Origin of the sequence: Leptolyngbya boryana PCC 6306 (genome assembly GCF_000353285.1) — a bacterium.
GTDB classification, from domain to species: Bacteria; Cyanobacteriota; Cyanobacteriia; order Leptolyngbyales; family Leptolyngbyaceae; genus Leptolyngbya; species Leptolyngbya boryana.
On sequence record NZ_KB731324.1, the window covers coordinates 1612145 to 1636284 of the forward strand.

Below are 24140 nucleotides of genomic sequence, written 5' to 3' on the forward strand. Positions count from 1 at the left end.
AACATTAGCCGCCTCCGACGATCGTGACAATCTCTAAGCGATCGCCATCCTTCACCTCAGTCGTTTCCCAAAGCTGCCGATGCAAAATCTCGCCGTTGTACTCGACTGCAACTAAGCGCGGATTCATACCTAAAGACTCCAAAAATTCCGGCATGTTCAATGCGGCTGCACAAGTTTTTGTCTCGCCATTCACTTGCAATGTAATCATTCACGCTTCCCAAGGATCAGGAGTAGATTGAGGTTGAAATCGCCGCTTTTGTTCTAATTGCGCGATAAAAAATTGCGTTACAAAGGTCGGCTGTTCAGCTTGCATAATTGCTCTCACAACCGAGACTCGCTGCGCTCCTGCGCCGAGCACCTCATGAATATTTTGCGTGTCAATTCCCCCGATCGCATACCAAGGAATCGAACAATGTTCCGCCGCATATTTCACATACTCGAGTCCAGCGGCAGGTCTGCCTGCTTTGGTTGGCGTTTCATACACTGGCCCGACTCCAACATAATCGGCTCCTTCTGCGATCGCGGCTTTCAGTTGTTCCGGGCTATGCGTCGATCGCCCAATCAGCTTATGCTGACCCAACATTTGTCGCGCCCAGGCAAACGGCATATCGTCTTGACCTAGATGCACGCCATCGGCATCGACAGCTAGAGCCAAATCTACACGATCGTTGACAATAAACAATGCTCCATAGTCTCGGCAAAGCTCACGCAGCTTCTGAGCATTCTGAAACCGAGTCGCATCATCTGCCTCTTTGTCTCGATACTGCACCAGTCCCAATCCGCCCTTCAATGCAGCTTCAACCGTTGAGAACAAATTTTCAGAGGGAGAGGTGACGAGATAAAGCGCAGCAGAATCCAGCACTTGACGACGATGAACCGTCATTAAATGACTTTCTAAGGTGTAAACCTGATAGCGCATTTGCTTCACTGCGCTTGCCATATCAGCACGATAAACTTTGCCGTATTCTTCTAAGACTCTCAGCGCTTCTTCTACGCGGCAAAAATTCACCTGCAACACTTGTTCAATGCTGCCTCGGGTTGCCTCGTTCGGATGAGTCAGATCCGTACCCGGATCATCCGGGGTATTGCGGGCAGCCCGTAATTCTGCTTGATGCCAATGCGCGAGTTCTTGTCGCCAGTATTTGCACCGTTCTGTCAATGCAACATCGTTTAAGCCAAAGCGACACCATTCTTCGATCACCCGGAGACCTTCACGGGCGCGATCGAGGTTCGCATCTAAAATTCGATAGAGGGCTGACTGCATAAAGAAGTGCAAGGGCGCAAATTTCCCAGATATTAATCTCTTATCGTATCAGGGGCAGAGGATGAGGCTACTTCATAAAGATTTTTTAATTTACTTGACCACCGTAGACTTACAGAGACAATAAGTTCAATCCGATCATTTCCGTGGAAACCCGCGCGTGATCAGCGTTCCAGTGATTTTACAGAGGTTTACTCAGATTCTCTGTGTAGACTGAACCTTCTGTAACCGATCCGAGAAAATCAGTCATGTTATCCGAACAAGCCGTGTGTTGGAGAACAATCGTGAATCGATGCTCTGTGTATTCCTCCGTATTCGCTGTATTAAGTGTATCTGCCTTATTCGCCATTACAGAAAAGCCTGCGATCGCGAACCCACTGCCCGACTCGATTGCTCAAATCACTCCATCGGTGATTTACGTCAATCCAGCGATCGGCAACGACAATGGCTCTGGTCAAGCGAATTCTCCGCTCAAAACGATTACAGTAGCCCTCGACCGAGCAGCACCGAATACTGTCATTCTTCTAGCTCCTGGAACGTACAGTATCGCGACTGGCGAAGTGTTTCCGATTCAGCTTAAGCCGACGATCACCTTACAAGGCGATCCCCGCAATCGGGGGCAGAACGTGCTGATTCGGGGAGGCGACTTTTTTCTCAGTCGAACCTTCGCTCGGCAAAATGTCACGATTCTAGGCGCAGATCGCTCAATGCTCGCTGGAGTCACCGTGACGAATCCTAACCCCCAAGGCTATGGACTCTGGACAGAATCGACCAGTCCAGTGATTTTCGCGAATACGTTTACGGGCAATACCCATGACGGAGCCTCGATCGTGGGCAATAGCGCCCCCGTGCTGAAAAACAATTATTTCTACCAAAACGGCGCGAACGGTGTCACCGTCTACGGAACGTCTCGCCCAGAGATTCAAGACAATATTTTTGAGCGCACCGGATTCGGAGTGAATATTGCTCAGAATTCTGCTCCCAAGCTACTCGGAAATCGGATTACACAGAACAAAGATGGGGTCGTGGTGCAGGGCAGTGCTCAGCCCATTCTTCGCAACAATGTGATCGATAACAACGCGCGAGACGGGATGGTGTCGATCGCGCAATCCCGTCCTAATTTAGGGAATTCTGCTGATCCCGGCAACAACACGTTCTTAAACAATCAGCAATTTGATATTAATACTCAGCGCACCACTCAAACTGTGCCCGCCTTTGGTAATCAAGTCTCAGCCAAAACGATCGGGCGGCTCGATTTCTCTGGCATTGCGGCTCCTGAAATGACGACGAATGTAGCTTCCTCGACCGGATTTGGGCAGCCTCGACCTTTGCCTCCGCTCGCCATTCGCAGTCGCCCTCTGCCTCAAGCCCGGAATAATGGTGCGATCGAGATTCCGGTTCCAGCCGCAACTTCGAGAAGTGCTCCTTTACCGATCGCCCGCTCAAATCGCCCACTTCCCACCCTGCGAATCAACGCTGCGATTCGTCCAACTGAAATTCGCCCAACTGAAATTCGTCCAACTGAAGGAATTCCAATCCGCATTCCCCAAGTTCAACCCCAAATCGCACAACCTAAACCGCAACTTGTTCAACAACCCCGTCGTGTCGCTTCTGCTTCCGGTATTCTGCCTGTTCCACGAGCGACCCCACCAATTGGCAATACAGCCGGAACCTCAGTCCGAATTTGGCGCGGCGGATCGGGTGCAGTGAGTCAAGCTTCCAGTCTTGGATTCCGATTTCGGGTCATTGTCCAAGCGAGTACAGCGTCTGAGCAGACTCAAGTGCGATCGGTGGTTGCCGATGCGTTTGCCTTAAGAGGACGGAGAGTGATGCAAGCCGGTGCATTTCGCGATCGAGCAGAAGCAGATGAATTGCTGCAAATCCTCCTAAATCAGGGATTACAAGCGTCGATCGAACAAATCTGAGCGCGATCAGCCGTCAATTCTTTCTCGACGGCTGATTTTTTCGGGTAACTGAACCTTTTACAATGGAGAGGAATCACAACCCGCTATAGGATCGTTATGGATATTGTCGAGTTTTTTGAACTTAGTGCAGGCAGATGGTCGTCGATGCGAACTAGCCATCATCCTGCCGCTCAGCAAGGGAGCGGAAAATCTACGATCGAGATCGACCTACTCGACAAATCCGACCCTGCTGTGATTCAGCTATGTGAAAAGTATCAGGTTGACCCAACTACGGCATTGCTCGGCGCACGGCTGACGTGGGAAGGCTTTCTCGATGGCGAAACGAGGAAGCAAACTGGCTCGACTGTGCTTGTGCCGATCGCAGGCGATACCCAAAATTCGGGCAAGCTACTTGGCGAAATGGGAACTACCCAGCAGACCCCGATTGTGGGACACTACGAAGTCTCAGACGCGATGGGATTAACTCTGATTACCGAATCAGACACCCTTTACTCGAAAGAGCGAATCTGGTTTGAAAGCCCAAATGTGCGCTTCCGGCACAGTGTTTTGAAGCAGGCAGGCGGCTTCAGTCTGGCATCGTTCTGTTCTGAAGTTCGCTTAGGTGCAGTCAAGCCCGATCCAAAAGCAGCGGATGCGGCTGCCGCGAAATAGGTCGGGAGATAGAGAACAAAGCTGTCTCCTACTCCCTACCGCTTCAGCGCGTTACCATAGCGGGTGCAGTCCTCACCTTTTAGAGCGATGAATCTTCTGACGCAATTTCTCCACATTGTCGGTTCAGGTGCGAGCGCTTACATTTTGTCGAGTGGAATTCGCGATCGTCAAACTCGTCCGAATCTCCTCGCTGGCTTTCAAATGGCAGAATCGGGTTCTGTGCCATTTTTGCAGGCTTTGCGCGATCGTGCACTTGCAGAAGACAAAACCTGGTTCGCAGAAAAGCTTGATCTCCATGCCAACGATGAGAAACGGCATGGTCAGATCTTTGCGCATGGCTTAAAGCAGCTCAATAAAAAGGTCATCGATTTTAGTCAACTGCGCGATCGTCAAACGGACAGGAAACCGGAGGAATCGAAGCGGAGTCCCTTTTTTGATGCCTATTTTGTAGGCTACTCTCAAGAACAGTTGAAACCTGCAAATATTCCTTGGGAAGTCTTTCTTGCCAGCACTTATATTCTTGAACTGGATGCGAGTAAAGACTTTTTCAGACTTGCAGAAGCCCTACCAGAAGATGCGACGAGTACAAACTTGAAAAAGGGCGTTTTGAGTATCGCTGAAGATGAGACACGACACGCTGCTTATCTTTATGAAGTCATGGAACGTGACTTTGGCATTGCCAAAACGCAAGCGTTAATTGATGAATGGCGGACTCGCAAAGTGAATGCAATGTTTGCAGCCGTGCAAAACTACATTCGTAAAGGCGGCAAGATGGCTCAAATGGTAGAAGAAGGCGCACCTGTTGAAATGCAGCCTGAGCCTGCTGCTGCGTAAAAGGTACATTTCGAGCTATTTCGCTGCGTCTCGGCTTGGTTCAACGATCGCAATTTCCGACATTCTAAACCGTTCTGAAGCTCGTCTCCTCTAAAAATTGAGCCGAACCCCAAACCTCATAAAAAATCGAGAGGTTAGAATTCTAATCTCTCGATTCACTTTATGTTCTAAATCAATTTACAAGGTGCCAAACGGAACGCGCGGTGCATGTCCCCAGAACGACTCTAAGCCATAGAATTCGCGTTCTTGAGGCATCATCACATGCACGATCACATCACCGTAATCCTCAATAATCCAAGTCCCATCCGAGAAGCCTTCGGATCGAATGGGCTTCCGTCCCATCTCTTCTTCCAGTTTGTCTTCAATCGATCGAGCAATTGCCCGGACTTGCACCTTTGAGTACCCTGTCACGACGACAAAATAATCTGCCAGAACCGACACATCGCCGACTTTCAACAACACAATATCGCTCCCTTTGCGCTCATCAGCTGCCGTAGCGACTAACTGTGCCATTCGATCTGAGCGATCGTCTAGCGTCGTATTGAGCGAAAGAGTTTGCTGGTTAGAAAGTTCTGTCATTCAGGTTTGAATTCCTTTTACGAGTTGGATTTTAGCGATCGGGTCTTTTACAACTGTTTGTTTGAACCGTTGTAAAAAGGCATTACGAGTTTGTACCGTGCGCGGATGGATCAGGTGACCCGCTTGAATCAAGTGTCTGAGCGATGCATCTGCCACTCGCCAAGTTGCCTGAATCAAGTCCTGCCGACTCAAGTCTCGCAATTCTTCTAACTCAGGTGTGGCTCCCCGTCCTGGTTCTAGCCCATCCGCTAGATACACCACACAGCCGAGTAAACTCATCTCCGGACTGCCAAGCGTATGATGCCGAATTGCATTTAATACCTCAGAATCCGTTACACCGAATTCGTCCCGTGCCACGATCGCACCTGCATCTGCATGAAGTAAATGAGGATTCATCTCTTCAATCGGATCGATCTCCAAGCCTTCTGCGATCGCCATACTCAACAGTCGCTTTGGCTTAAAGAACTTTGCCAAATCGTGCATGAGTGCAGCTTGCGCCGCTTTCTCACGATCGAGATGATGCCGTTGAGCAAGCTCGATCGCGAATTGTTCGACCCGCAGGATATGTCGAATTCGAGTTTCGGGGACTTGACCTTTCAGCCAGAATAAAACTCTTGCACGCGATCGATCAGGAGGCGGAAGTAAACGTGAAAGCGCGATCGATTTATCCACCTGTGGCGAAGTCCCTTCAGTCTGTAGTGCTTTGGGCAATTCACGCATCAGTACTGCTATCTCCTGCCAGTACCTTGTGCGGGGATAAAAATTGACATCGAGCGATCCATTCCTTCCTTTCAGTGCTGTCTTTATTCTAACGTAAGTCTCTGAGTCTCGATCCCCTCTCATCGGATGCGATTTGTGACAAATTCATCGAAAATTCCGCAGCTAAAATTCAACCGGGTCGAGTTCGGTTTTCGCTCCAGGCATCCTAGATTTAGAGGTGATAGCATAGCGGATAAAAGCAGTCAATTAAGCCTCGCATAGAATTTAAGAAAAGGTAAACGGCATGTTTTTCCATTGGTCTTATCTCCTGCTGATTCCCGGCATGATCCTGGTATTCTGGGCGCAGCAGCGGGTTCAAAACACGTACCGCAAATACTCTGAGATTCCCTCACGAATGGGAATGACGGGGGCAGAAGTTGCGAAAATGATTCTCGATCGCATGGGCGTTTATGACGTGAGCGTCGAGCCTGTCGCGGGGGAACTGACGGATCATTACGACCCAAGTGCAAAAGCGGTTCGACTCTCAGAAGTCGTTTACGGTTCGAGTTCATTAGCTGCAGCAGCGGTAGCAGCACATGAATGTGGTCACGTTCTACAAGATGTGAAAGGATATGTACCGATGAATGTTCGGGCGGCATTAGTTCCAGCCGTAAACCTAGGCGCAAATTTTGGACCACTCTTGATTATGGGTGGTTTGTTCCTAGGAGCACTGGGTGGCGTATTCATCAAAATTGGAATTGCGCTGTTTGCGGCTGTGATTGTGTTCCATCTGGTTACTCTGCCCGTTGAATTTGATGCGTCAAGCCGAGCCTTACGCTTGATCGATGAACTCGGCATTTTGCAGGGTGAAGAGAATCAAGGTGCGCGAAAAGTCTTGAATGCAGCAGCATTTACTTACGTTGCAACTGCGCTGTATGCATTGCTCCAGTTGGTTCAGTACATCTTAATTGCGCTCGGTCAGCGCGATTAGCCTGAGACTTCAAGATTAACTAAAAAGCCGATGGATATATCCATCGGCTTTTTGTATCAATTCACTATGGTTCAATATCAATCTGATAGGGAGATAGCGTGAGGATCTGAAATCAGGGTTACTATTCTCCACTCGCCACTCCGCAAAATTCATGGGATTGACGAGTAGAGACACCATCAACGATGAACTGTCATTAATTCTGCGCCGTTTGAGTCGGGAACACCCCAGGCTGTACACTCACAGTCGTCGTATTCCCTCCGCGACTCACATCAAGCCGAAGATTTCCGCCCACCGAAGCGTTCTCCACTGCTTGCTGAACTTGATCCGCTTTTGTCACGGTTTGACCATTTACTTTCTTGATCACATCTCCATTCCGCAAGCCCGCTCTTGCAGCCGGAGAATTCGGCATCACGCGAAAAATGACCACGCCTTGATCATCTTGGACTCGGAAACCAACTTCTCGATCGCGGTTAATCTGATCTCTCAAGTCCGCTGTCAATCCCCGCATCTGAATTCCTAAATAGGGGTGATCCACCCGACCTTTAGAAATCAACTGCTGCGAGATCCGCTGAGCCGTATTGATAGGAATTGCAAAGCCTAACCCCTGCGCCCCACCAATGATCGCGGTATTCATGCCAATCACTTCCCCGCGTTGGTTGAGCAAAGGACCACCAGAATTCCCCGGATTAATCGCGGCATCCGTTTGAATAAAGCTCACCCGCTTGTCTGCTACTCGCACTTCCGCACTGGATCGCCCGGTCGCACTGATGATGCCAGCCGTGACGGTATTATCTAACCCGAGCGGATTTCCGATTGCGATCGCCCATTCTCCTGGCTTCAACCCATCCGAGTTGCCCAGTGGAACCGTCGGTAAATTATTCGCCTGAACTCGCACCACAGCAACATCGGTCAGAGAATCTTGACCCACCACTTTTCCACTGATCTCACGTCCATCTTTCATCGTGACAGTCACGATGTCTGCACCACTGACCACGTGAGCATTCGTTAAAATCAATCCATCGCCGCTAATGATGAAGCCTGAACCTGTTCCGCGCTCAACGCGTTGCGAAGGTTGATTGGGAATTTGATTGCCGAAGAATTGGCGGAAGAAAGGATCGTTAAATACTTCGGGAACGCGCGATTGCACGGTTCGCGAAGCGTTAATCCGCACCACCGCAGGTCCGACTCGCTCCACGGCAGATGCGATAAAATTCGGGTCAGCGAGTCCAGCGGTACGATTCGTTGCTTGCGCGATCGCAGGAGGTGAAACAATATTATTGACAGCATTGCTGGAGAGTAGACGATTTCCAGCGAGGGCTGTCCCCGCTCCGACCAATGGCAGCATGAAATAGACAGCAGACTGTTTAAACGATTTGCGAGGCGTTGTCATCGGGTGTGTACTCTCCTTAATGTTGCATCTCCAAAAATTTCAATCATTTCCGTAAGCAAAGATGCAAATTGCTCTTCATCCAAATGATAGATACTTCGACTATAGTCATCAAATATGACGTTAGCGCGGCAATTTAGTTGCAACTGTGCCATATCTTTATCGCTGCATGCAGGATGCTCTCTCTATCTTTGATTTTGTCATTTCAACTTCATGACGAACACACAGCGTTGACAAGTGAGGTTGATAACTTATGAATCACAGGTGAATGAATGGTAAGAGCAGCTTACAACTTGAGCGACAAAAGGTTTTTGATCTCTAAGGTGTCGATGTTTGACGATGCCGTCAGGATTGCCGCCGTAGTTCGCTCAACGCAGTAAGTCTGCTCCTTTTTATTTTTACATTTCCCTTCCCAAACTTCTAAAGACTACGATCACGAGAAAGAAGGGCGAAAATCGTTGCAAATTCTAAGCGAATTCGCACGTCATTTTTGTCGGCAATCTGAGACGAATTTGTGTCAAAAATCAGCGATGCCAGTGTAATATGAATTGGGCAAACTCACCGGGCACTAAATAATCTCAATTTAGTGGATTTGGGAGCGCTGATCAGATCGAATTGATGTCCACTGATTCGGATTTCGGGTTGATGACTAAGAAGAAAAAGATTGAGCCACTGACGGGGGAATCTCTGCTGAAGAAGGTGAAGGAACTCGACCATCTCAATAAAGAAGAAAAAGCGAAAGAATGCGGCTATTACACGGTGACGAAAAATGGAGTCGAACGTGTGAATATGATGAAATTCCTGAATGCATTAATCGATGCAGAAGGAATTCAATTAGATGGGAAACAGGCAACCAATGGACGAGGAGGTCGCAGTGCAAGTTACCGAATTAGTGTGCAGTCTAATGGTAATTTGTTAATTGGTGCAGCGTATACAAAACAAATGGAATTGCAGCCAGGAGATGAATTTGAAATCTCTTTGGGACGAAAGCATATTCATCTGAAACAACTCGATCGAGAAGAACTCAACGTGTAATTCTATGGAAAACATTGATTGGCAAACTGCTATTCCGGTGGGTCTAGCGATCGCGATTTTTCTAGGCGGGATGCTAATGATGTTTACAGGAGTTTGGACCAGCCGAAACCGATGAGACTCTACTTTTATAAAGTCTCATCTAGAGTTAATTCAATACGCCTACATTGGCAAGTTCAGCTTCGGTTGGACTTGTTTTTTTGGCGTGAGACAGATAAGGCGTTAACCGAACTCTCGTCAGCGCCAAATTACATGCCAATGTGATGCCTTCTTGCTCTAAAAGTCCCAGAATTTGATGCGGATTTTCGCGATCGATGACAGGAAGTTGATGCAATCCACGAGTCGCCATTCTATCTAATGCATCGGTTAATGGCTCATCTTTATAGGCATAAAGAATGTCGGTTGTACACACATCCGCGATCGTGCGATCGAGGGCTTGATCAAAATGATTCAGTTCGGTTTCCCAACGTGCGATCGCACGATTGATATCTTGCAAGGTGATAATGCCGATCAATTGGCGATCGAGATTAACCACTAATGCACTATGACAATGATTTTGAATCAATTGCAAACCTGCCTCTAAAAGTGGCATTGACTCTTCAACCTGTAGAAAGTTCGGATGCATTGCCTCTGCAACAGAAACATTTCTGAGCATTTCCTGCTTCTGTAAGCTCGTTGAAGTTGGGGCAGGATCACCTTTTGCTTCGATTTGCTGCAAGTTAGAAGGCTGTTCGGGATTCGATTTCAACAGATTCGCAAGCCAGACGCTCAATCCCACCGCTGCCATCAACGGTAAGACAATTCGATAGTCGCGGGTCATCTCAAACAGCAACAAAATCGAAGTTAAAGGCGCATTCACACTCGCCGCTAAAACTGCCGCCATCCCGACCATTGCATACGCAGGTGGTGCAGCAATGCTTCCTGCAAACATAGGGAAGACGAAAGGCAAAACTTTGCCATATGCCGCACCCAATGTCGCACCCAAAAACATCGCAGGCGCAAACATCCCCCCGATTAGCCCGCTCCCTAAACTGACCGCTGTCATGAGCAATTTCACAACTAATAATGTCATGAGCAGGAGTAACGAGAATTGCACATCTCGCAGCATCGCTTCAACGGTGTCATAGCCTACCCCTAAGATTTGCGGCAATTTTAGGGCTACTAATCCGACGCATAGACCGCCTAAAATCGGCTGCGCTTCCCGCGGAATTTTTGCCATCCAAACGGTTCCAGGAATTTTGCCCTGAAAGACATCACTTGCCCACTTTAAAGAAGTGGTGTAAGCGATCGACACAACACAAGCAAATAGCCCTAACCCTAGATAGAGCGGCAATTCTAGCGGACTGCGAACTTCATAAGCCGGCAGCGCAAATGCAGGTTGTCCTCCAAGTCCAATCTGAGCAATCAGCGCTGAAACGACCGCCGAAAGTAAGACAATACTTGCTGCAGACGTTTCAAACGTCGTCCCCAAGACCACCTCTAGCGCGAAGAATACGCCAGCGATCGGCGCATTAAATCCGGCTGCTAATCCGGCTGCTGCGCCTGCACCTAACAGTAATCGTTGGCGATCGCGCGATACTTTCAAACTCTGCCCCACTAACAACCCAAAATTTGCGCCGACTTCTACACTTGGACCTTCGGGTCCGAGAGATGCTCCAGTCCCCAACGAAACGGCTGCCGCTACTGTTTTGATAATGGGGCGAGTTGGCGACATTTCCTTGCCCGCTTGCACCGCCGCAATTAATCCTGAAATTCCTGGACTAAATTCTTTCGTGAGCCAGCGCATCAGCCCAACTAGAATTCCACCGAGCGTTGGAACACAAGCTAATGTCCAAGCCCCAAAATGCCCGATCGTTCCCATCAGGTCTTCTAGCGTCAGTCGGTGAAATAATTCAATCAAATAGCGGAACATCAATACGCCTAACCCCGCCCCACCACCGATCACAACGGCTAAGAGCAGCACGATCGTATCCGGATGAGGTTGAAGGCGATTCAGCAGACCATTGAAGCGAGATTGAGGAGCGATCGAAGAATCAGGCAGCAGAATTTTGGGCGGCGGAGTCGAGGGCACGGCAGGGGTTATCAATAATGATTAATTTTTATTTCTCATTCTCATTGTGATTGATCAAAGCCAGAGTAGACAAGTATTTTGCGAAATTCCGAAAGATTTCGACACAGGGCAAATTTTGCCCTTCCGAGAAGACGAAACTGCGAAAAAAATCGCTCTCATTTTTCCGCAATTTTGCTGAACGATCGCACTTTGCACGGAAGATCGCGGGTAAACTGGTATCAAAGGATCAAGTCTCAACCTATTACAAATATTATTTCTTAGCTATTTAAGTCTTGAAGCTATTTTTCGCTTGGATTGACTCGACTTTAAAAACGCGCCTTCCGAATGTTGTCATTTTGCTGGTTTTCTGCTGCCAATGAATGCTGATACCTTTGATCGCGGTTCTCATGCTTGCCCGGTTTGCCATCGTACAGGCAACTTTGTCTCAGTCAACTCTGTGAATGGATTACTGACCTGTCCGCATTGTCGATCGCGCCTTGTTGTAAGTATTAGCGGTCATTATGTTCGCGATCCCTTCAGCGTCAAAAAATTAAAGCCAAGTAGTCGGCAGTTGAGGAAGCAGAGCCGCCCGATTGCAAGAATCATGAGAGATTCAGGGCTTGCCAAACATTCTCCCTTGATCACAATTTTAAGCAGCTTGATTGTTGCAGGATTCTCGATCGCAGTTCTGAGTCAGCCTGGTGCACAGAAACTTCCCAATTGGGTGCAGCAGACGATTTTGAAAAATACCGATCTGAAAAATTAAATATTACAAAACATTGCGAATTTATCGGGTTAATAGGTCCTTATACCTAGCTTGAAAGGTTCATCTTTACATTTCTTAATTAAGAAATGTAAAGAAAACTAGAGCACTAGCTCATAACTCTGTAACGGTTAGTAACAAAAAATTACCGATTTCTTATCAATTTGTGTCATATATGTCCCGAAATGCGCTTTATGTATACGTTTTCTGGTAAAAACACAAATGTAGATTAAATACAGTTTGCGATCGCAAAGCCGAGCATGTAACTTTACAAACCGTTACATCTCTGCCTGAATCTGGGGTTGATCTGGATTAGGACGCTCACGTTCGCTTGTCGATTTAAGAAGAGAACACGCTAAAAGGAGTCTGACTGCATGTTCACCCACGTCAAGCCCACCGTTCGACACATTACGCCAGAGAACTTGGCAGGACGGTCATTGCTCAAGGTGGTCTATGTCGTGTTAGAGCCACAGTATCAAAGTGCGCTCTCCGCCGCCGTTCGATCAATTAATGCAAATCATCCCAAGGTCGCTGTTGAAATTAGTGGCTATCTGATTGAAGAACTCCGCAACCCGGAGAACTACGAAGCCTTTCAACGCGATGTTTCAGAAGCAAACATTTTCATTGCCTCGCTCATTTTCCTCGAAGATTTAGCGGAGAAAGTGGTTGCTGCCGTTGAGCCGCATCGCGATCGTTTAGACGCAGCAGTCGTCTTCCCGTCGATGCCGCAAGTGATGCGCCTAAACAAATTGGGTAGCTTCTCAATGGCTCAGTTGGGACAGTCAAAAAGCGCGATCGCGAACTTCATGAAGAAGCGCAAGGAAAATTCCGGCGCAGGCTTCCAAGACGCGATGCTGAAGTTACTCAATACTTTGCCCAAAGTGTTGAAGTACTTGCCGATGGATAAAGCCCAGGATGCTCGCAACTTTATGTTGAGCTTCCAATATTGGCTCGGCGGCAATTCAGACAACTTAGAAAACTTTCTGCTGATGTTGGCAGATAAGTATGTTTTCAAAGGCGAAATCGGTCATAACGTCGAATACCAAGACCCGCAGGTTTATCCGGATCTAGGAATTTGGCATCCGATGGCTCCTCACATGTTCGAGGATCTCAAAGAGTATCTCAACTGGTTTAGCTCTCGCAAAGATATTCCCGAAGATCTGCGCGACCCTCTCGCTCCAACGGTTGGGCTAGTGTTGCAAAGAACTCACCTGGTCACAGGGGATGACGCTCACTATGTCGCAATGGTTCAAGAATTTGAAGCGATGGGCGCACGGGTGATTCCAGTCTTTGCGGGTGGCTTGGATTTCTCGAAACCAGTTGATGCGTTTTTCTATGATCCGATTAATCCTGAGAATGCGATCGTTGACGTGGTTGTCTCTTTGACTGGATTTGCGCTAGTAGGTGGCCCCGCTCGTCAAGATCATCCCAAAGCGATCGAATCTTTGCGCCGCTTGAATCGTCCTTACATGGTGGCATTGCCGCTGGTCTTCCAAACAACCGAAGAGTGGCAAGATAGCGAACTCGGATTGCACCCGATTCAAGTTGCGTTACAAATCGCATTGCCTGAGCTAGATGGTGCGATCGAGCCGATCATCGTGTCGGGTCGAGATGGTGCGACGGGTAAAGCGATCGCGCTTCAGGATCGAGTCGAAGCGATCGCACAACGCGCCTTGAAATGGGCAAATCTGCGTCGCAAACCTAAGCTGCATAAGCGTGTTGCAATTACAGTCTTCAGCTTCCCGCCGGATAAAGGTAACGTGGGAACCGCAGCTTACCTGGATGTCTTTGGCTCGATTTACAAAGCCATGGAAGCTTTGAAACAAAACGGCTATGACGTTCAAGATTTGCCTGAATCAGGTGAAGCGTTGATGCTAGAAGTGCTGCATGATGCTCGCGCCCAGTACAACAGCCCCGAACTGAACATTGCTTACAAGATGTCAGTTCCTGAATACGAGGAATTGACTCCCTATCATGAGCGCTTAATCCCGTCATGGGGACCAGCTCCTGGACATCTCAACACCGATGGACAAAATCTTTTGGTATATGGGAAATCGTTCGGAAATGTCTTTATCGGAGTTCAGCCGACTTTCGGATATGAAGGTGATCCGATGCGGCTGTTGTTCTCGCGATCGGCAAGTCCACACCACGGATTCGCAGCGTACTACACCTATCTAGAGAAAATCTGGAAAGCAGACGCAGTCCTGCACTTTGGAACGCATGGATCGTTGGAATTTATGCCTGGTAAGCAAATTGGGATGTCCGATGAATGCTTCCCAGATAGCTTGATCGGCACCATTCCGAACCTTTACTACTACGCTGCCAATAATCCATCTGAGGCAACGATCGCAAAACGCCGCTCTTACGCTGAAACGATCAGTTACTTAACACCTCCGGCTGAGAATGCTGGACTATACAAAGGGCTGAAAGAACTGAGCGAATTAGTTGGCTCTTATCAAACCCTGAAAGACTCCGGTCGTGGGGTTCAGATCGTCGATACAATCATGGATAAAGCTCGGATTTGCAATCTCGATAAAGATATTGCGTTTCCTGACAATGCCAGCGAATTGAGCCAAGAAGAGCGAGATACGATCGTTGGAAAGGTCTACATCAAACTGATGGAGATCGAATCGCGGTTGTTACCTTGCGGATTGCACGTGATTGGTAAGCCACCTACGGCAGAAGAAGCGATCGCAACTTTAGTGAATATCGCAAGCCTCGATCGTCCTGAAGAGGAAATGCTGAGCTTGCCTCGGATCATTGCGAATAGCTTGAACCGCGACATTGACGAAGTCTTCCAAAACAGTGATTTGGGCGTGCTCAACGATGTTCAACTGTTGAATGATATCAACCAAGCCACTCGCAATGCTGTCGCAGCAATGGTGAATGCTCAGATCGACCAAGAAGGGCGCGTTTCTAAAACCTCGATGTTAGGCAACTTGTTTAACTTTGGAGGCAACAAGAAAGCACCTTGGATCGAAGCTTTGCATGAAGCAGGCTATCCGAATGTGGATCAAGAAGCGATCAAACCTCTGATCGAGTTCTTGCAGTTCTGCTTGAAGCAAGTCGTTGCAGACAATGAATTGGGTGCATTGCTGACGGCACTAGAAGGGGAATACATTCTGCCAGGCCCCGGTGGTGATCCGATTCGGAACCCCGATGTATTGCCGACTGGAAAGAACATTCACGCACTTGATCCACAATCGATTCCGACTGCTGCTGCGGTGAAATCTGCGAAGATCGTCGTCGATCGCTTAATTGCCCGGCAATGTGCAGAGAATAACGGAGCTTACCCAGAAACGATCGCCTGCGTGCTCTGGGGAACTGACAACATCAAAACATATGGCGAATCGCTGGCTCAGATTCTCTGGATGGTTGGAGTTCGTCCGTTACCCGACTCCTTGGGACGGATTAATAAGCTGGACTTGATTCCTTTAGAAGAGTTAGGCAGACCTCGGATCGATGTCGTCGTCAACTGTTCCGGTGTATTCCGCGACTTGTTTATTAACCAAATGGCATTACTCGATCGAGCTGTGAAAATGGCTGCCGAAGCAGAAGAACCTTTGGAAATGAACTTTGTTCGCAAGCACGCGATGAAGCAAGCCGATGAGTTAGGCATTAACCTGCGCCAAGCGGCGACTCGTGTGTTCTCGAATGCTTCTGGTTCTTACTCGTCGAATATCAACTTAGCCGTTGAGAATGGTACGTGGGAGAACGAAGAGGAACTGCAAAACATGTACCTCTCTCGGAAAGGGTTTGCTTTCTCCTCAGACAATCCCGGCATGATGGAACAAAACGAAGCCGTTTTCCGCGCCTCGCTGAAGACTGCCGATGTTACCTTCCAAAACCTCGATTCTTCTGAGATTTCGCTCACCGACGTTTCGCACTACTACGACTCCGATCCGACCAAGATCGTGTCGAGCCTGCGCGATGACGGCAAGATGCCTTCTTCCTACATGGCAGACACGACTACAGCGAATGCTCAGATTCGGACGCTTTCTGAAACCGTTCGTCTCGATGCTCGGACGAAAATGCTCAATCCGAAATGGTATGAGGGCATGTTGAGCCACGGGTATGAAGGCGTGCGGGAATTGTCGAAGCGATTGGTCAATACAATGGGCTGGTCAGCAACGGCAAACGCTGTTGATAACTGGGTTTACGAAGATACCAACACCACATTCTTCAAAGATGAGGAAATGTGTAAGCGCTTGTTGGATCTCAATCCCAACTCGTTCCGTAAGATGGTGACGACCTTGCTCGAAGCAAATGGTCGAGGCTATTGGGAAACGAGCGAAGAAAACCTTGATCGACTCCGCGAACTCTATCAAGAAGTCGAAGACCGCATCGAAGGCGTTGAATAATCTCACACTGAGATGAGTAAAAAGGCACGATCGATATCGATCGTGCCTTTGCTTTTAACGGAATAAATTAAGTGCCGCAAGGTTTTTTCCAAAATTCTCTGATGCAAAAGCTCAATCCGATATTTTGGAAATCAAAAATTTACTGCCGGGCAAAAATCATCATGAAGCTGCAAACCCTGCTTCAACCATGAGACTGCTCAACTCAATACAAACTCTTGACCCTAAGTCGCTACAATGAAGGCTCAAGAAGAATGATGAATAGACCTATCGGAATACATGCAACCCACAGACCCAAGCAAATTTACAGATAAAGCCTGGGAAGCGATCGTACAGGCACAAGATGTCGTACGCCGCTATCGACACCAGAATTTAGAAGTTGAACATTTAATGATTAGCCTGCTAGAGCAAGAAGATGGGCTAGCAGCAAAAATTTTAACTAAAGTCGGAGTGGAAGCAACCCGCTTGTGGCAGCAGATCGACGAGTATGCCCGTCGCCAGCCCAAAGTCGGGAGTTCTGAACAGCTCTACCTGGGTCGTAATCTGGATGTCATGCTCGATCGAGCTGAAACCGCCCGTGTCGCGATGCAAGACGATTTTATTTCGATCGAGCATCTCCTCAAATCCTTTGCAGATGATCCTCGCCTCGGCATGAAGCTATTTCGCAGCCTCAATGTCGATACCGCAAGGCTAGATACGGCAATTCGAGACGTTCGTGGTAGCCAAAAAGTGACCGATCAAGCCCCTGAATCCCGTTATTCCGCTTTAGAGAAATTCGGGATGGATCTGACCGAGCGTGCCAAAGCCGGAAAAATCGATCCAGTGATTGGGCGGGATGAAGAAATTCGTCGGGTTGTGCAAGTTCTGTCTCGCAGAACGAAAAATAATCCGGTCTTAATCGGAGAACCAGGCGTTGGGAAAACCGCGATCGCTGAAGGTCTTGCCCAACGAATTATCAATGGTGACGTTCCCGAATCGCTTAAAAATCGGAAATTAATCTCGCTCGACATGGGATCGCTGATTGCTGGTGCGAAGTATCGAGGTGAATTTGAAGATCGACTGCGAGCCGTCCTGAAAGAAGTCATTCAGTCCGATGGGCAGATCGTTCTCTTCATCGATGAACTCCATACCGTGGTCGGAGCCGGGGCAGCAGGGCAAGGCAACATGGATGCTGGAAACTTGCTGAAGCCGATGCTAGCAAGAGGCGAGTTGCGCTGTATTGGAGCAACGACTTTAGATGAATATCGCAAATATATCGAGAAAGATGCGGCGCTAGAACGGCGATTCCAGCAGGTGATGATTGACCAGCCGACCGTTGAAGACACGATTTCGATCCTGCGCGGCTTAAAAGAGCGCTACGAAGTCCATCACGGGGTCAATATCACTGATTCAGCATTAGTGGCAGCGGCAACCTTATCGAGCCGATATATTAGCGATCGCTTTCTTCCCGATAAAGCGATCGATCTCGTTGACGAAGCTGCCGCAAAACTGCGGATGGAAATCACCTCCAAGCCGACCGAGCTAGAGCAAATCGAGCGTCGTTTGAGACAGCTTGAAATGGAAAAGCTCTCGATCAAGAGCGAAGACAAAATCACGGGTTTAACTGGACTTAGCCGAAATTCTAAAGACCGTTTAGAACGGCTGGAACAAGAAATTTCGGAGCTTCAGCCCAAAAAAGACGCGCTCGATTCGCAATGGCAAAGCGAAAAACAAATTCTTGAAACGATTAAATCGCTCAAACAAGAAGAAGATCAACTGCGCGTACAAATCGAGCAAGCTGAGCGCGCCTACGATCTCAATACCGCCGCACAGTTAAAATACGGTCGCCTAGAAGCCTTACAGCACGATCGAGAAAAACAAGAAGCACAACTCATCGAACTGCAAGCCGGAGGAAGTACGCTTCTGCGCGAACAAGTCACGGAAGCAGACATTGCTGAAATCGTAGCGCGATGGACAGGCATCCCCATTACTCGACTGCTCGAATCTGAACGGCAAAAACTTCTCAACTTGGAAGGGCATCTGCATGAGCGCGTAATCGGACAGCATGATGCAGTCGAAGCTGTTGCAGCCGCGATTCGTCGAGCGCGATCGGGAATGAAAGATCCCAGCCGTCCGATTGGATCATTCCTATTCATGGGACCAACCGGAGTCGGGAAAACAGAACTCGCGCGGGCATTGGCGCAATTTTTGTTTGACTCTGACGATGCGATCGTGCGCCTCGATATGTCGGAATACATGGAAAAGCATTCCGTCTCGCGTCTGGTCGGTGCGCCTCCTGGATATGTCGGCTATGACGAAGGCGGACAACTTTCAGAAGCGATTCGTCGCAAGCCTTACTCGGTTGTCTTGCTGGATGAAGTAGAGAAAGCCCACCCGGATGTGTTCAACATTCTGCTGCAAGTTCTCGACGATGGGCGAATTACCGATTCTCAAGGTCGCACCGTCGATTTTCGCAACGCAGTCATCGTAATGACGAGCAATATTGGCAGCGAACACATTCTCGATATCGCAGGCGATGAAGCCAAGTACGAGGAAATGCAGAAACGAGTCATGACGGCTCTCCGGAAACATTTCCGCCCTGAATTTCTCAATCGGATCGACGATACTATCCTGTTCCATCCATTGAGCCGAGCAGAATTAGGCGAGATCGTCAGACTGCAATTGATCCGAATTCAAAGCATGTTGAGCGATCAGAAAATTACGTTGGAACTTTCGGCTGCAGCCCAGAAATATGTTGCCGATGTTGGATACGACCCAACTTACGGCGCACGTCCCCTGAAGCGAGCCATTCAACGCGAATTACAAAACCCGATTGCAACCAAACTGCTCGAAAACGCATTCGGCGAAGGAGATACGATCGTGATCGATCTCGTCGAAGGCAAGTTGAAATTTAGCAAGAAAGAGTTGGTTTCCAGTTCTCAAACTGTGAATACGGCTTCTGTGGCGGTGGCAGAAAGGCGGGAGTAGGGAGTAGGGGGTAGGGAGTGGGGAGTGGGAGTGAATTTAATCTCGACTCAACTGTTTGGATCTTGGATCATTCACCTACTCCCCACTCCCCACCTCTACGCGCCCAACTTTGCCTTCACGATCGCTTGCACCTTCTTCCCATCCGCCTTACCTTTCAACTGCTGCATCACTGGACCCATCACTTTGCCCATATCTTTCGGTGAAGACGCTCCGACATCTGCAATGATTTTCGCGATCGCATTTTCAACTTCCTCATCCGACATCTGCGCCGGGAGAAATGTCTCAATAATCGCCAACTCCTCCGCTTCTTTCTGAGCAAGATCCGGGCGATTCGCGTTTGTATATTGCTCGATCGAATCGCGCCGCTGTTTTGCAATCTGAGACAACGACTCGATCTCCTGCTCCTCAGTCAACTCCGTCTGACCCGAAGGACGAACACTCACCTCTTTTTCAAGCAGCACCTTTTTAATACTCCGCAACGTCTCCAAGCGCAATTTATCTTGAGCTTTCATCGCGGTTTTAATCTCATCGGTGATGCGATCTTTTAGGCTCATAACTGGCTAATCCTTGCATAACTAAAGCTCTAAGGATAGCTTAGTCCGTTTACTTCAACCTAGTCGTTCACCGCAAGAAATCGAATAGGGAGATAGACAGCAATCTGAACTTGGGTTCTCACCCATCTCCCCACGCCGTAAAATGAATGCAGTTGGCTGCTGAAGCACATTTGTGAATTTAGAACAATGTCACTCCGCACAAAATGATGGTGCCCGTCCGCGATCGCGATCCTCGTAAATACACATTGCGAATTGCAAACAAATTTGGCAGAATAAGGTGCGATAAATACCCTTTTACTGACTCACTGACTTGGATCGATTCTTACTTGTGGTAACTTTTTCACCTAATTGGATGAAGTTCGATAGCAGCAACTGTCGGTACGCTATCAGTGGTTCGGTTTTAAACAAATATTTCGCAAATTCATCTGCCATTTACGAATACTTTAGAACCACGAAATCTGAGACAACAGCTAGAAGTCTCAGTGATACTATTGCGTTGAATGCGTTCGAGGACTTGACGTGATCCATTCTGCAACATTGACTCCTCCCTCTGCTCTGCCTACGATTCCTGATAACCATCGTCTGCGGCTGCTTGCGGGATCATCTAACACTCCGCTATCCCTAGAGATTGCCCGCTACTTGGGAATGGATCTCAGCCCAATGGTGCGTAAATGCTTCGCTGACGGCGAACTTTACGTCCAGATTCAAGAGTCAATCCGAGGATGTGATGTTTATCTGATTCAGCCGACCTGTCGCCCAGTCAATGACAACTTGATGGAACTGCTGATTATGATTGATGCCTGTCGGCGCGCGTCGGCACGGCAAATCACAGCCGTTCTACCCTATTACGGTTATGCTCGAGCCGATCGTAAAACTGCCGGACGAGAATCAATTACGGCAAAACTTGCCGCGAACTTGATTACGCAAGCAGGTGCAAACCGAATTCTCGCGATGGATTTACATGCCGCGCAGATTCAAGGATATTTCGATATCCCAATGGATCATGTCTACGGTTCGCCGACTCTCGTTGATTACATCGCGAGTAAGCAGCTTGAAGATCTAGTCGTTGTTTCTCCAGACGTGGGAGGCGTTGCACGAGCACGGGCGTTGGCAAAACGACTCAATGATGCGCCACTCGCAATTATTGATAAGCGTCGGCAAGCTCATAACATCGCAGAAGTGATGAATGTGATTGGAGATGTCCGCGGCAAGACTGCGGTTCTCGTCGATGACATGATTGATACAGCAGGCACAATCTTAGAAGGCGCAAAAATTCTTCGGAAAGAAGGTGCCCGTCAAGTTTATGCATGTGCAACTCATGCCGTTTTCTCGCCTCCTGCGATCGAGCGACTCTCAAGCGGCTTGCTTGAAGAAGTCATTGTGACGAACACTATCCCGATTGCAGAAGAAAATCGCTTTCCCCAGTTGACCATTCTTTCTGTGGCAAACGTGATTGGTGAGACGATTTGGCGGATTCACGAAGATAGTTCTGTCAGTAGTTTGTTTCGCTAATTAGCTTGCACAAAACCGCCGATATCGGCGGTTTTGTTTTTTAAAATGAAAGTGGGCAGTGTCTAACCTGCCCACGGAGAGGAAATGTCTCACAAGGATTTAATTTCTATCAGTTCGCGGCTGATGATATTTCCTACACTTGCTCAGTCCTTGATTCCTGAAACTTATGAGAAGTTTTGCCACTTTACTGACTGCATGCATTGTTGCCGTTTGGATTGGCGCGATCGCGCTGATTGCTATTCAAAACGCAACCCCTGTCACCTTGAGATTTCTCACCTTGCAAACGATCGAAATCCCGTTTGGATTAGTGATTGCGTTCAGCGTCATGATTGGGATCATCGGCAGTGCGATCGCTCAACCGCTTCTCGGATTTTCTCTCACACCCAGTGACGAAGATTAGAGCGCATACACTTGCCCGTCAATCAGCAGCCGAGTAATTCCCTTCGCTTGCAAGTGAGGGGCCGTTTTTTGCAGCACTCGGCTATCCGGCACTTTGATCACCCGTTGCGTCCGGATATTAGAAAATCGTTTCGCAACTCGGTGATTATCAAAGACAGGGAGCGTTTTCTCTTCGATCTCATCTTTAGGAATTTGTCCCAATTCCGCAAATTCACTCAATGGACGCGCGACGAGTTCCGCAGAGCGATCGACCACCAAATAACACGTCTTTGGAATGGCAGCTTCTGCGATCGGCAAAACCCGAATAAAGTCTGACGCACTCAGTTGAATCGAAGGCAAAATTGCTGGCTCGTCATCCTCGTCATCGAGGTCATCATCGAGACCATCGAGATCATCGAGATCGTCTTCTAAATCATCGTCATCCAGCATTCCGTCTGGGGTGGGCGTGAGATCTTCACCGACGATCGCTTCAATGGTGCTCGCTTCCGTTAATTCTGGCTCTGCTGCAACCGGAGTTGACTCTACTTCTTCAGGCTCGGAAGAGCGACGACGCGAGCGACGAACAGGCGCAGCCGGTTTCGACGGCTTCTCTTCAATCAGTTCTGGCTCGACCGTTTCTTCGGGTTCGAGCAAACTGCCTTGCACAGGAGCCTCATCGGGGGGAGCCGCTGGTTTCGATCCTCCACGAGATGCTGACCGTTTTTGCTGAATTAGACTGTCGTACTCTTCAGGCGACAACGTGCTTTTCAGAATACGGCTGATCGTTGTATTGCTGACTCCGTAACGCTCTGCCAACGTAAGCGTCGTTTCCCCGGATTGGCGATACAGTTCAATAATATGGCTCTTATCAGAATCAGACAGTCTGCTCATGCGAAACTTAGCGCACTTGCGGCGCGGCAATTACTCATCTATTCTATGCTGAAGCGATCGAGAAGGACGGGCAAATCCGAATTTTGCATTGGGAAACCAATGGCATTGATCGGGTTGCGACTTCGCTCACAAAGATTCTATGTATCTGTATTCCCCGAAGGGTAGGGCAAAAAAAAGGAGAAGCAAGTTGCTTCTCCTTTTTTTGCTCTAAGCTCTTCTCCGGGAGCTACTCCGCCTCGATCGACTCAGATCAAACTCTAGCGCTGCGCCAATTCCAAAGAGCACGCCGCTAAATGTCCAGAAGATTTCGACTAACGCTCCACTCTGATAGTTTTCGAGTTGAGTGGTTGCGTACTTAAACCACATATCTGCGATATAAAGCGAAAATGCCGCTGCTGCAATCATTCGCCACGACTGCGAGAACCGTCCACCCCAGAAAGCAAGCAGCAACGTTGTCGCAATGATCAGAATGAACACATCCGCTAAAACGTAGAAGTAATCGAGAAAAGGTTTGAGCGGTTCGAGCTGGGTTTCAATCAGGACAACCCAAGCTGGAGCAGACTCTTCTGCGGGCTGTTCTTGCTTAGATTCAGTGGGCGCAGCCGTTGGTTTCGGAGCAGCCGGAGTCGCATTGATCACAGGAGAAGGCTTCGGAGCAGGAGCAGTCGTGGCTCTTGGAGCAGGTTTTGTAGGAGCGATTTGTGCCGGAGCGATTTGTGCCGGAGCCGTTTGTGCCGGAGCCGTTTGTGCAATTGCAGGTTCACCCAAGAGAGACTGCGTTGGCAGTTTTGCATTCGTTGCTAGAGTGAGCCAAGTTGCAAAAGCGATACTGATTGCTGCAATTAATCCAACAATTGCCCATTGCCAGAGATCCAAATTCAATCGGCGATCGGCAAACGCCATAATCATGCCCCACGACAAAAAGATATAAGTGGGAACAAAAAAGAAATCTCCAGGAGAAACCGCTGCCTCTCGTCCCAAATAAGTCTCCCAGAAGGTAAATAGAATCGTTCCAATGCCGTAAAACAGCATTCCTAAGCCAATCCCCAACCAAACGCGGCGACCACTCACGATTTGAGGGCTGTTCCAGTTCCTAAAACACAACATCGCCGCTGTGAAAAATGCCACAGCTTCAAACATTGAAGTGCCATAGGAATACCAATCCGGGCGACTTTGACCTGGATCTGGCACACTAAACAGTAAGGAAAACAGCAGGGCAAGGACTGCTAAGAGGATCTCTGAAAAGACGATCGCTTGAACAGAGAGAGTTTTCGAGGAAGATTTACTAGCTGAACTACTCATAAGGAA

Annotated in this window: 19 protein-coding genes; 10 read left to right on the plus strand and 9 right to left on the minus strand. The window is 48.5% G+C overall.

Annotated elements, in window-relative coordinates; translation table 11 throughout:
• Nucleotides 1–4: 4 nt before the first annotated feature.
• Both thiS and LEPBO_RS0107975 read right to left on the minus strand, forming a co-directional pair.
• Nucleotides 5–208: a sulfur carrier protein ThiS gene (thiS, locus tag LEPBO_RS0107970; RefSeq protein WP_017287025.1), complete on the minus strand. Its 204-nt coding sequence runs from the start codon at nucleotides 206–208 to the stop codon at nucleotides 5–7.
• A complete protein-coding gene (locus LEPBO_RS0107975) occupies nucleotides 209–1264 on the minus strand; it encodes a thiamine phosphate synthase (RefSeq protein ID WP_017287026.1) in 1056 nt (351 codons plus the stop codon).
• A gap of 281 nt (nucleotides 1265–1545) precedes the next feature.
• On the opposite strand from LEPBO_RS0107975, the gene LEPBO_RS0107980 reads away from it, so the two are divergent.
• From LEPBO_RS0107980 to LEPBO_RS0107990, 3 genes are all read left to right on the plus strand, one after another.
• Nucleotides 1546–3186 carry a DUF1565 domain-containing protein gene (locus LEPBO_RS0107980; RefSeq protein WP_172410468.1) on the plus strand — a complete coding sequence of 547 codons (1641 nt, stop codon included), beginning with the start codon at nucleotides 1546–1548 and terminating at the stop codon, nucleotides 3184–3186.
• A 96-nt stretch (nucleotides 3187–3282) separates the two neighbouring features.
• On the plus strand, nucleotides 3283–3837 hold the full coding sequence (locus tag LEPBO_RS0107985) for a phycobiliprotein lyase (RefSeq protein WP_017287028.1): 555 nt from the start codon (nucleotides 3283–3285) through the stop codon (nucleotides 3835–3837).
• Between the two features lie 87 nt (nucleotides 3838–3924).
• Nucleotides 3925–4671, plus strand: a complete 747-nt coding sequence (locus LEPBO_RS0107990; protein WP_017287029.1) for a hypothetical protein — start codon at nucleotides 3925–3927, stop codon at nucleotides 4669–4671.
• A gap of 177 nt (nucleotides 4672–4848) precedes the next feature.
• Here the strand turns inward: LEPBO_RS0107990 and rsfS are convergent, their stop codons facing one another.
• Together rsfS and yqeK are read right to left on the minus strand one after the other, a co-directional pair.
• Nucleotides 4849–5250: a ribosome silencing factor gene (gene rsfS, locus LEPBO_RS0107995; protein WP_017287030.1), complete on the minus strand. Its 402-nt coding sequence runs from the start codon at nucleotides 5248–5250 to the stop codon at nucleotides 4849–4851.
• On the minus strand, nucleotides 5251–5970 hold the full coding sequence (yqeK, locus tag LEPBO_RS0108000; RefSeq protein ID WP_017287031.1) for a bis(5'-nucleosyl)-tetraphosphatase (symmetrical) YqeK: 720 nt from the start codon (nucleotides 5968–5970) through the stop codon (nucleotides 5251–5253).
• Nucleotides 5971–6253: 283 nt separating this feature from the next.
• Here yqeK and LEPBO_RS0108005 point away from each other — a divergent pair, with 283 nt between their 5' ends.
• Nucleotides 6254–6940 (plus strand): zinc metallopeptidase, encoded by a 687-nt coding sequence (locus LEPBO_RS0108005; RefSeq protein WP_017287032.1) that lies wholly within the window; start codon nucleotides 6254–6256, stop codon nucleotides 6938–6940.
• Nucleotides 6941–7133: 193 nt separating this feature from the next.
• On the opposite strand, the gene LEPBO_RS0108010 is transcribed toward LEPBO_RS0108005, so the two are convergent.
• Nucleotides 7134–8330 (minus strand): HhoA/HhoB/HtrA family serine endopeptidase, encoded by a 1197-nt coding sequence (locus LEPBO_RS0108010; protein ID WP_017287033.1) that lies wholly within the window; start codon nucleotides 8328–8330, stop codon nucleotides 7134–7136.
• Nucleotides 8331–8972: 642 nt separating this feature from the next.
• Here LEPBO_RS0108010 and LEPBO_RS0108015 point away from each other — a divergent pair.
• Nucleotides 8973–9362: an AbrB family transcriptional regulator gene (locus LEPBO_RS0108015; protein WP_026148493.1), complete on the plus strand. Its 390-nt coding sequence runs from the start codon at nucleotides 8973–8975 to the stop codon at nucleotides 9360–9362.
• Between the two features lie 145 nt (nucleotides 9363–9507).
• On the opposite strand, the gene LEPBO_RS0108025 is transcribed toward LEPBO_RS0108015, so the two are convergent.
• Entirely contained in the window at nucleotides 9508–11430 is a 1923-nt protein-coding gene (locus LEPBO_RS0108025; RefSeq protein ID WP_017287036.1) for a chloride channel protein, read from the minus strand.
• 355 nt (nucleotides 11431–11785) lie between these two features.
• On the opposite strand from LEPBO_RS0108025, the gene LEPBO_RS0108035 reads away from it, so the two are divergent.
• The 3 genes from LEPBO_RS0108035 to clpB all read left to right on the plus strand — a co-directional run bounded on the left by LEPBO_RS0108035 (nucleotide 11786) and on the right by clpB (nucleotide 19497).
• Nucleotides 11786–12175, plus strand: coding sequence for a hypothetical protein (locus LEPBO_RS0108035; RefSeq protein WP_017287038.1), 390 nt, complete (start codon nucleotides 11786–11788; stop codon nucleotides 12173–12175).
• A gap of 371 nt (nucleotides 12176–12546) precedes the next feature.
• Entirely contained in the window at nucleotides 12547–16533 is a 3987-nt protein-coding gene (locus LEPBO_RS0108040; protein ID WP_017287039.1) for a magnesium chelatase subunit H, read from the plus strand.
• Between the two features lie 276 nt (nucleotides 16534–16809).
• Nucleotides 16810–19497 carry an ATP-dependent chaperone ClpB gene (gene clpB, locus LEPBO_RS0108045; protein WP_017287040.1) on the plus strand — a complete coding sequence of 896 codons (2688 nt, stop codon included), beginning with the start codon at nucleotides 16810–16812 and terminating at the stop codon, nucleotides 19495–19497.
• 95 nt (nucleotides 19498–19592) lie between these two features.
• On the opposite strand, the gene LEPBO_RS0108050 is transcribed toward clpB, so the two are convergent.
• Complete coding sequence (locus LEPBO_RS0108050; protein WP_017287041.1) at nucleotides 19593–20051, minus strand: GatB/YqeY domain-containing protein; 459 nt, start codon at nucleotides 20049–20051, stop codon at nucleotides 19593–19595.
• Between the two features lie 519 nt (nucleotides 20052–20570).
• On the opposite strand from LEPBO_RS0108050, the gene LEPBO_RS0108060 reads away from it, so the two are divergent.
• Complete coding sequence (locus LEPBO_RS0108060) at nucleotides 20571–21563, plus strand: ribose-phosphate pyrophosphokinase (RefSeq protein ID WP_017287043.1); 993 nt, start codon at nucleotides 20571–20573, stop codon at nucleotides 21561–21563.
• A gap of 166 nt (nucleotides 21564–21729) precedes the next feature.
• Nucleotides 21730–21963 carry a LapA family protein gene (locus LEPBO_RS36440; RefSeq protein ID WP_017287044.1) on the plus strand — a complete coding sequence of 78 codons (234 nt, stop codon included), beginning with the start codon at nucleotides 21730–21732 and terminating at the stop codon, nucleotides 21961–21963.
• Here LEPBO_RS36440 and LEPBO_RS0108070 read toward each other — a convergent pair.
• Nucleotides 21960–22832, minus strand: coding sequence for a hypothetical protein (locus LEPBO_RS0108070; RefSeq protein WP_017287045.1), 873 nt, complete (start codon nucleotides 22830–22832; stop codon nucleotides 21960–21962). The genes LEPBO_RS36440 and LEPBO_RS0108070 overlap by 4 nt on opposite strands.
• Nucleotides 22833–23039: 207 nt before the next feature.
• Nucleotides 23040–24134, minus strand: a complete 1095-nt coding sequence (locus tag LEPBO_RS0108075; protein WP_017287046.1) for a hypothetical protein — start codon at nucleotides 24132–24134, stop codon at nucleotides 23040–23042.
• Nucleotides 24135–24140: the final 6 nt, after the last annotated feature.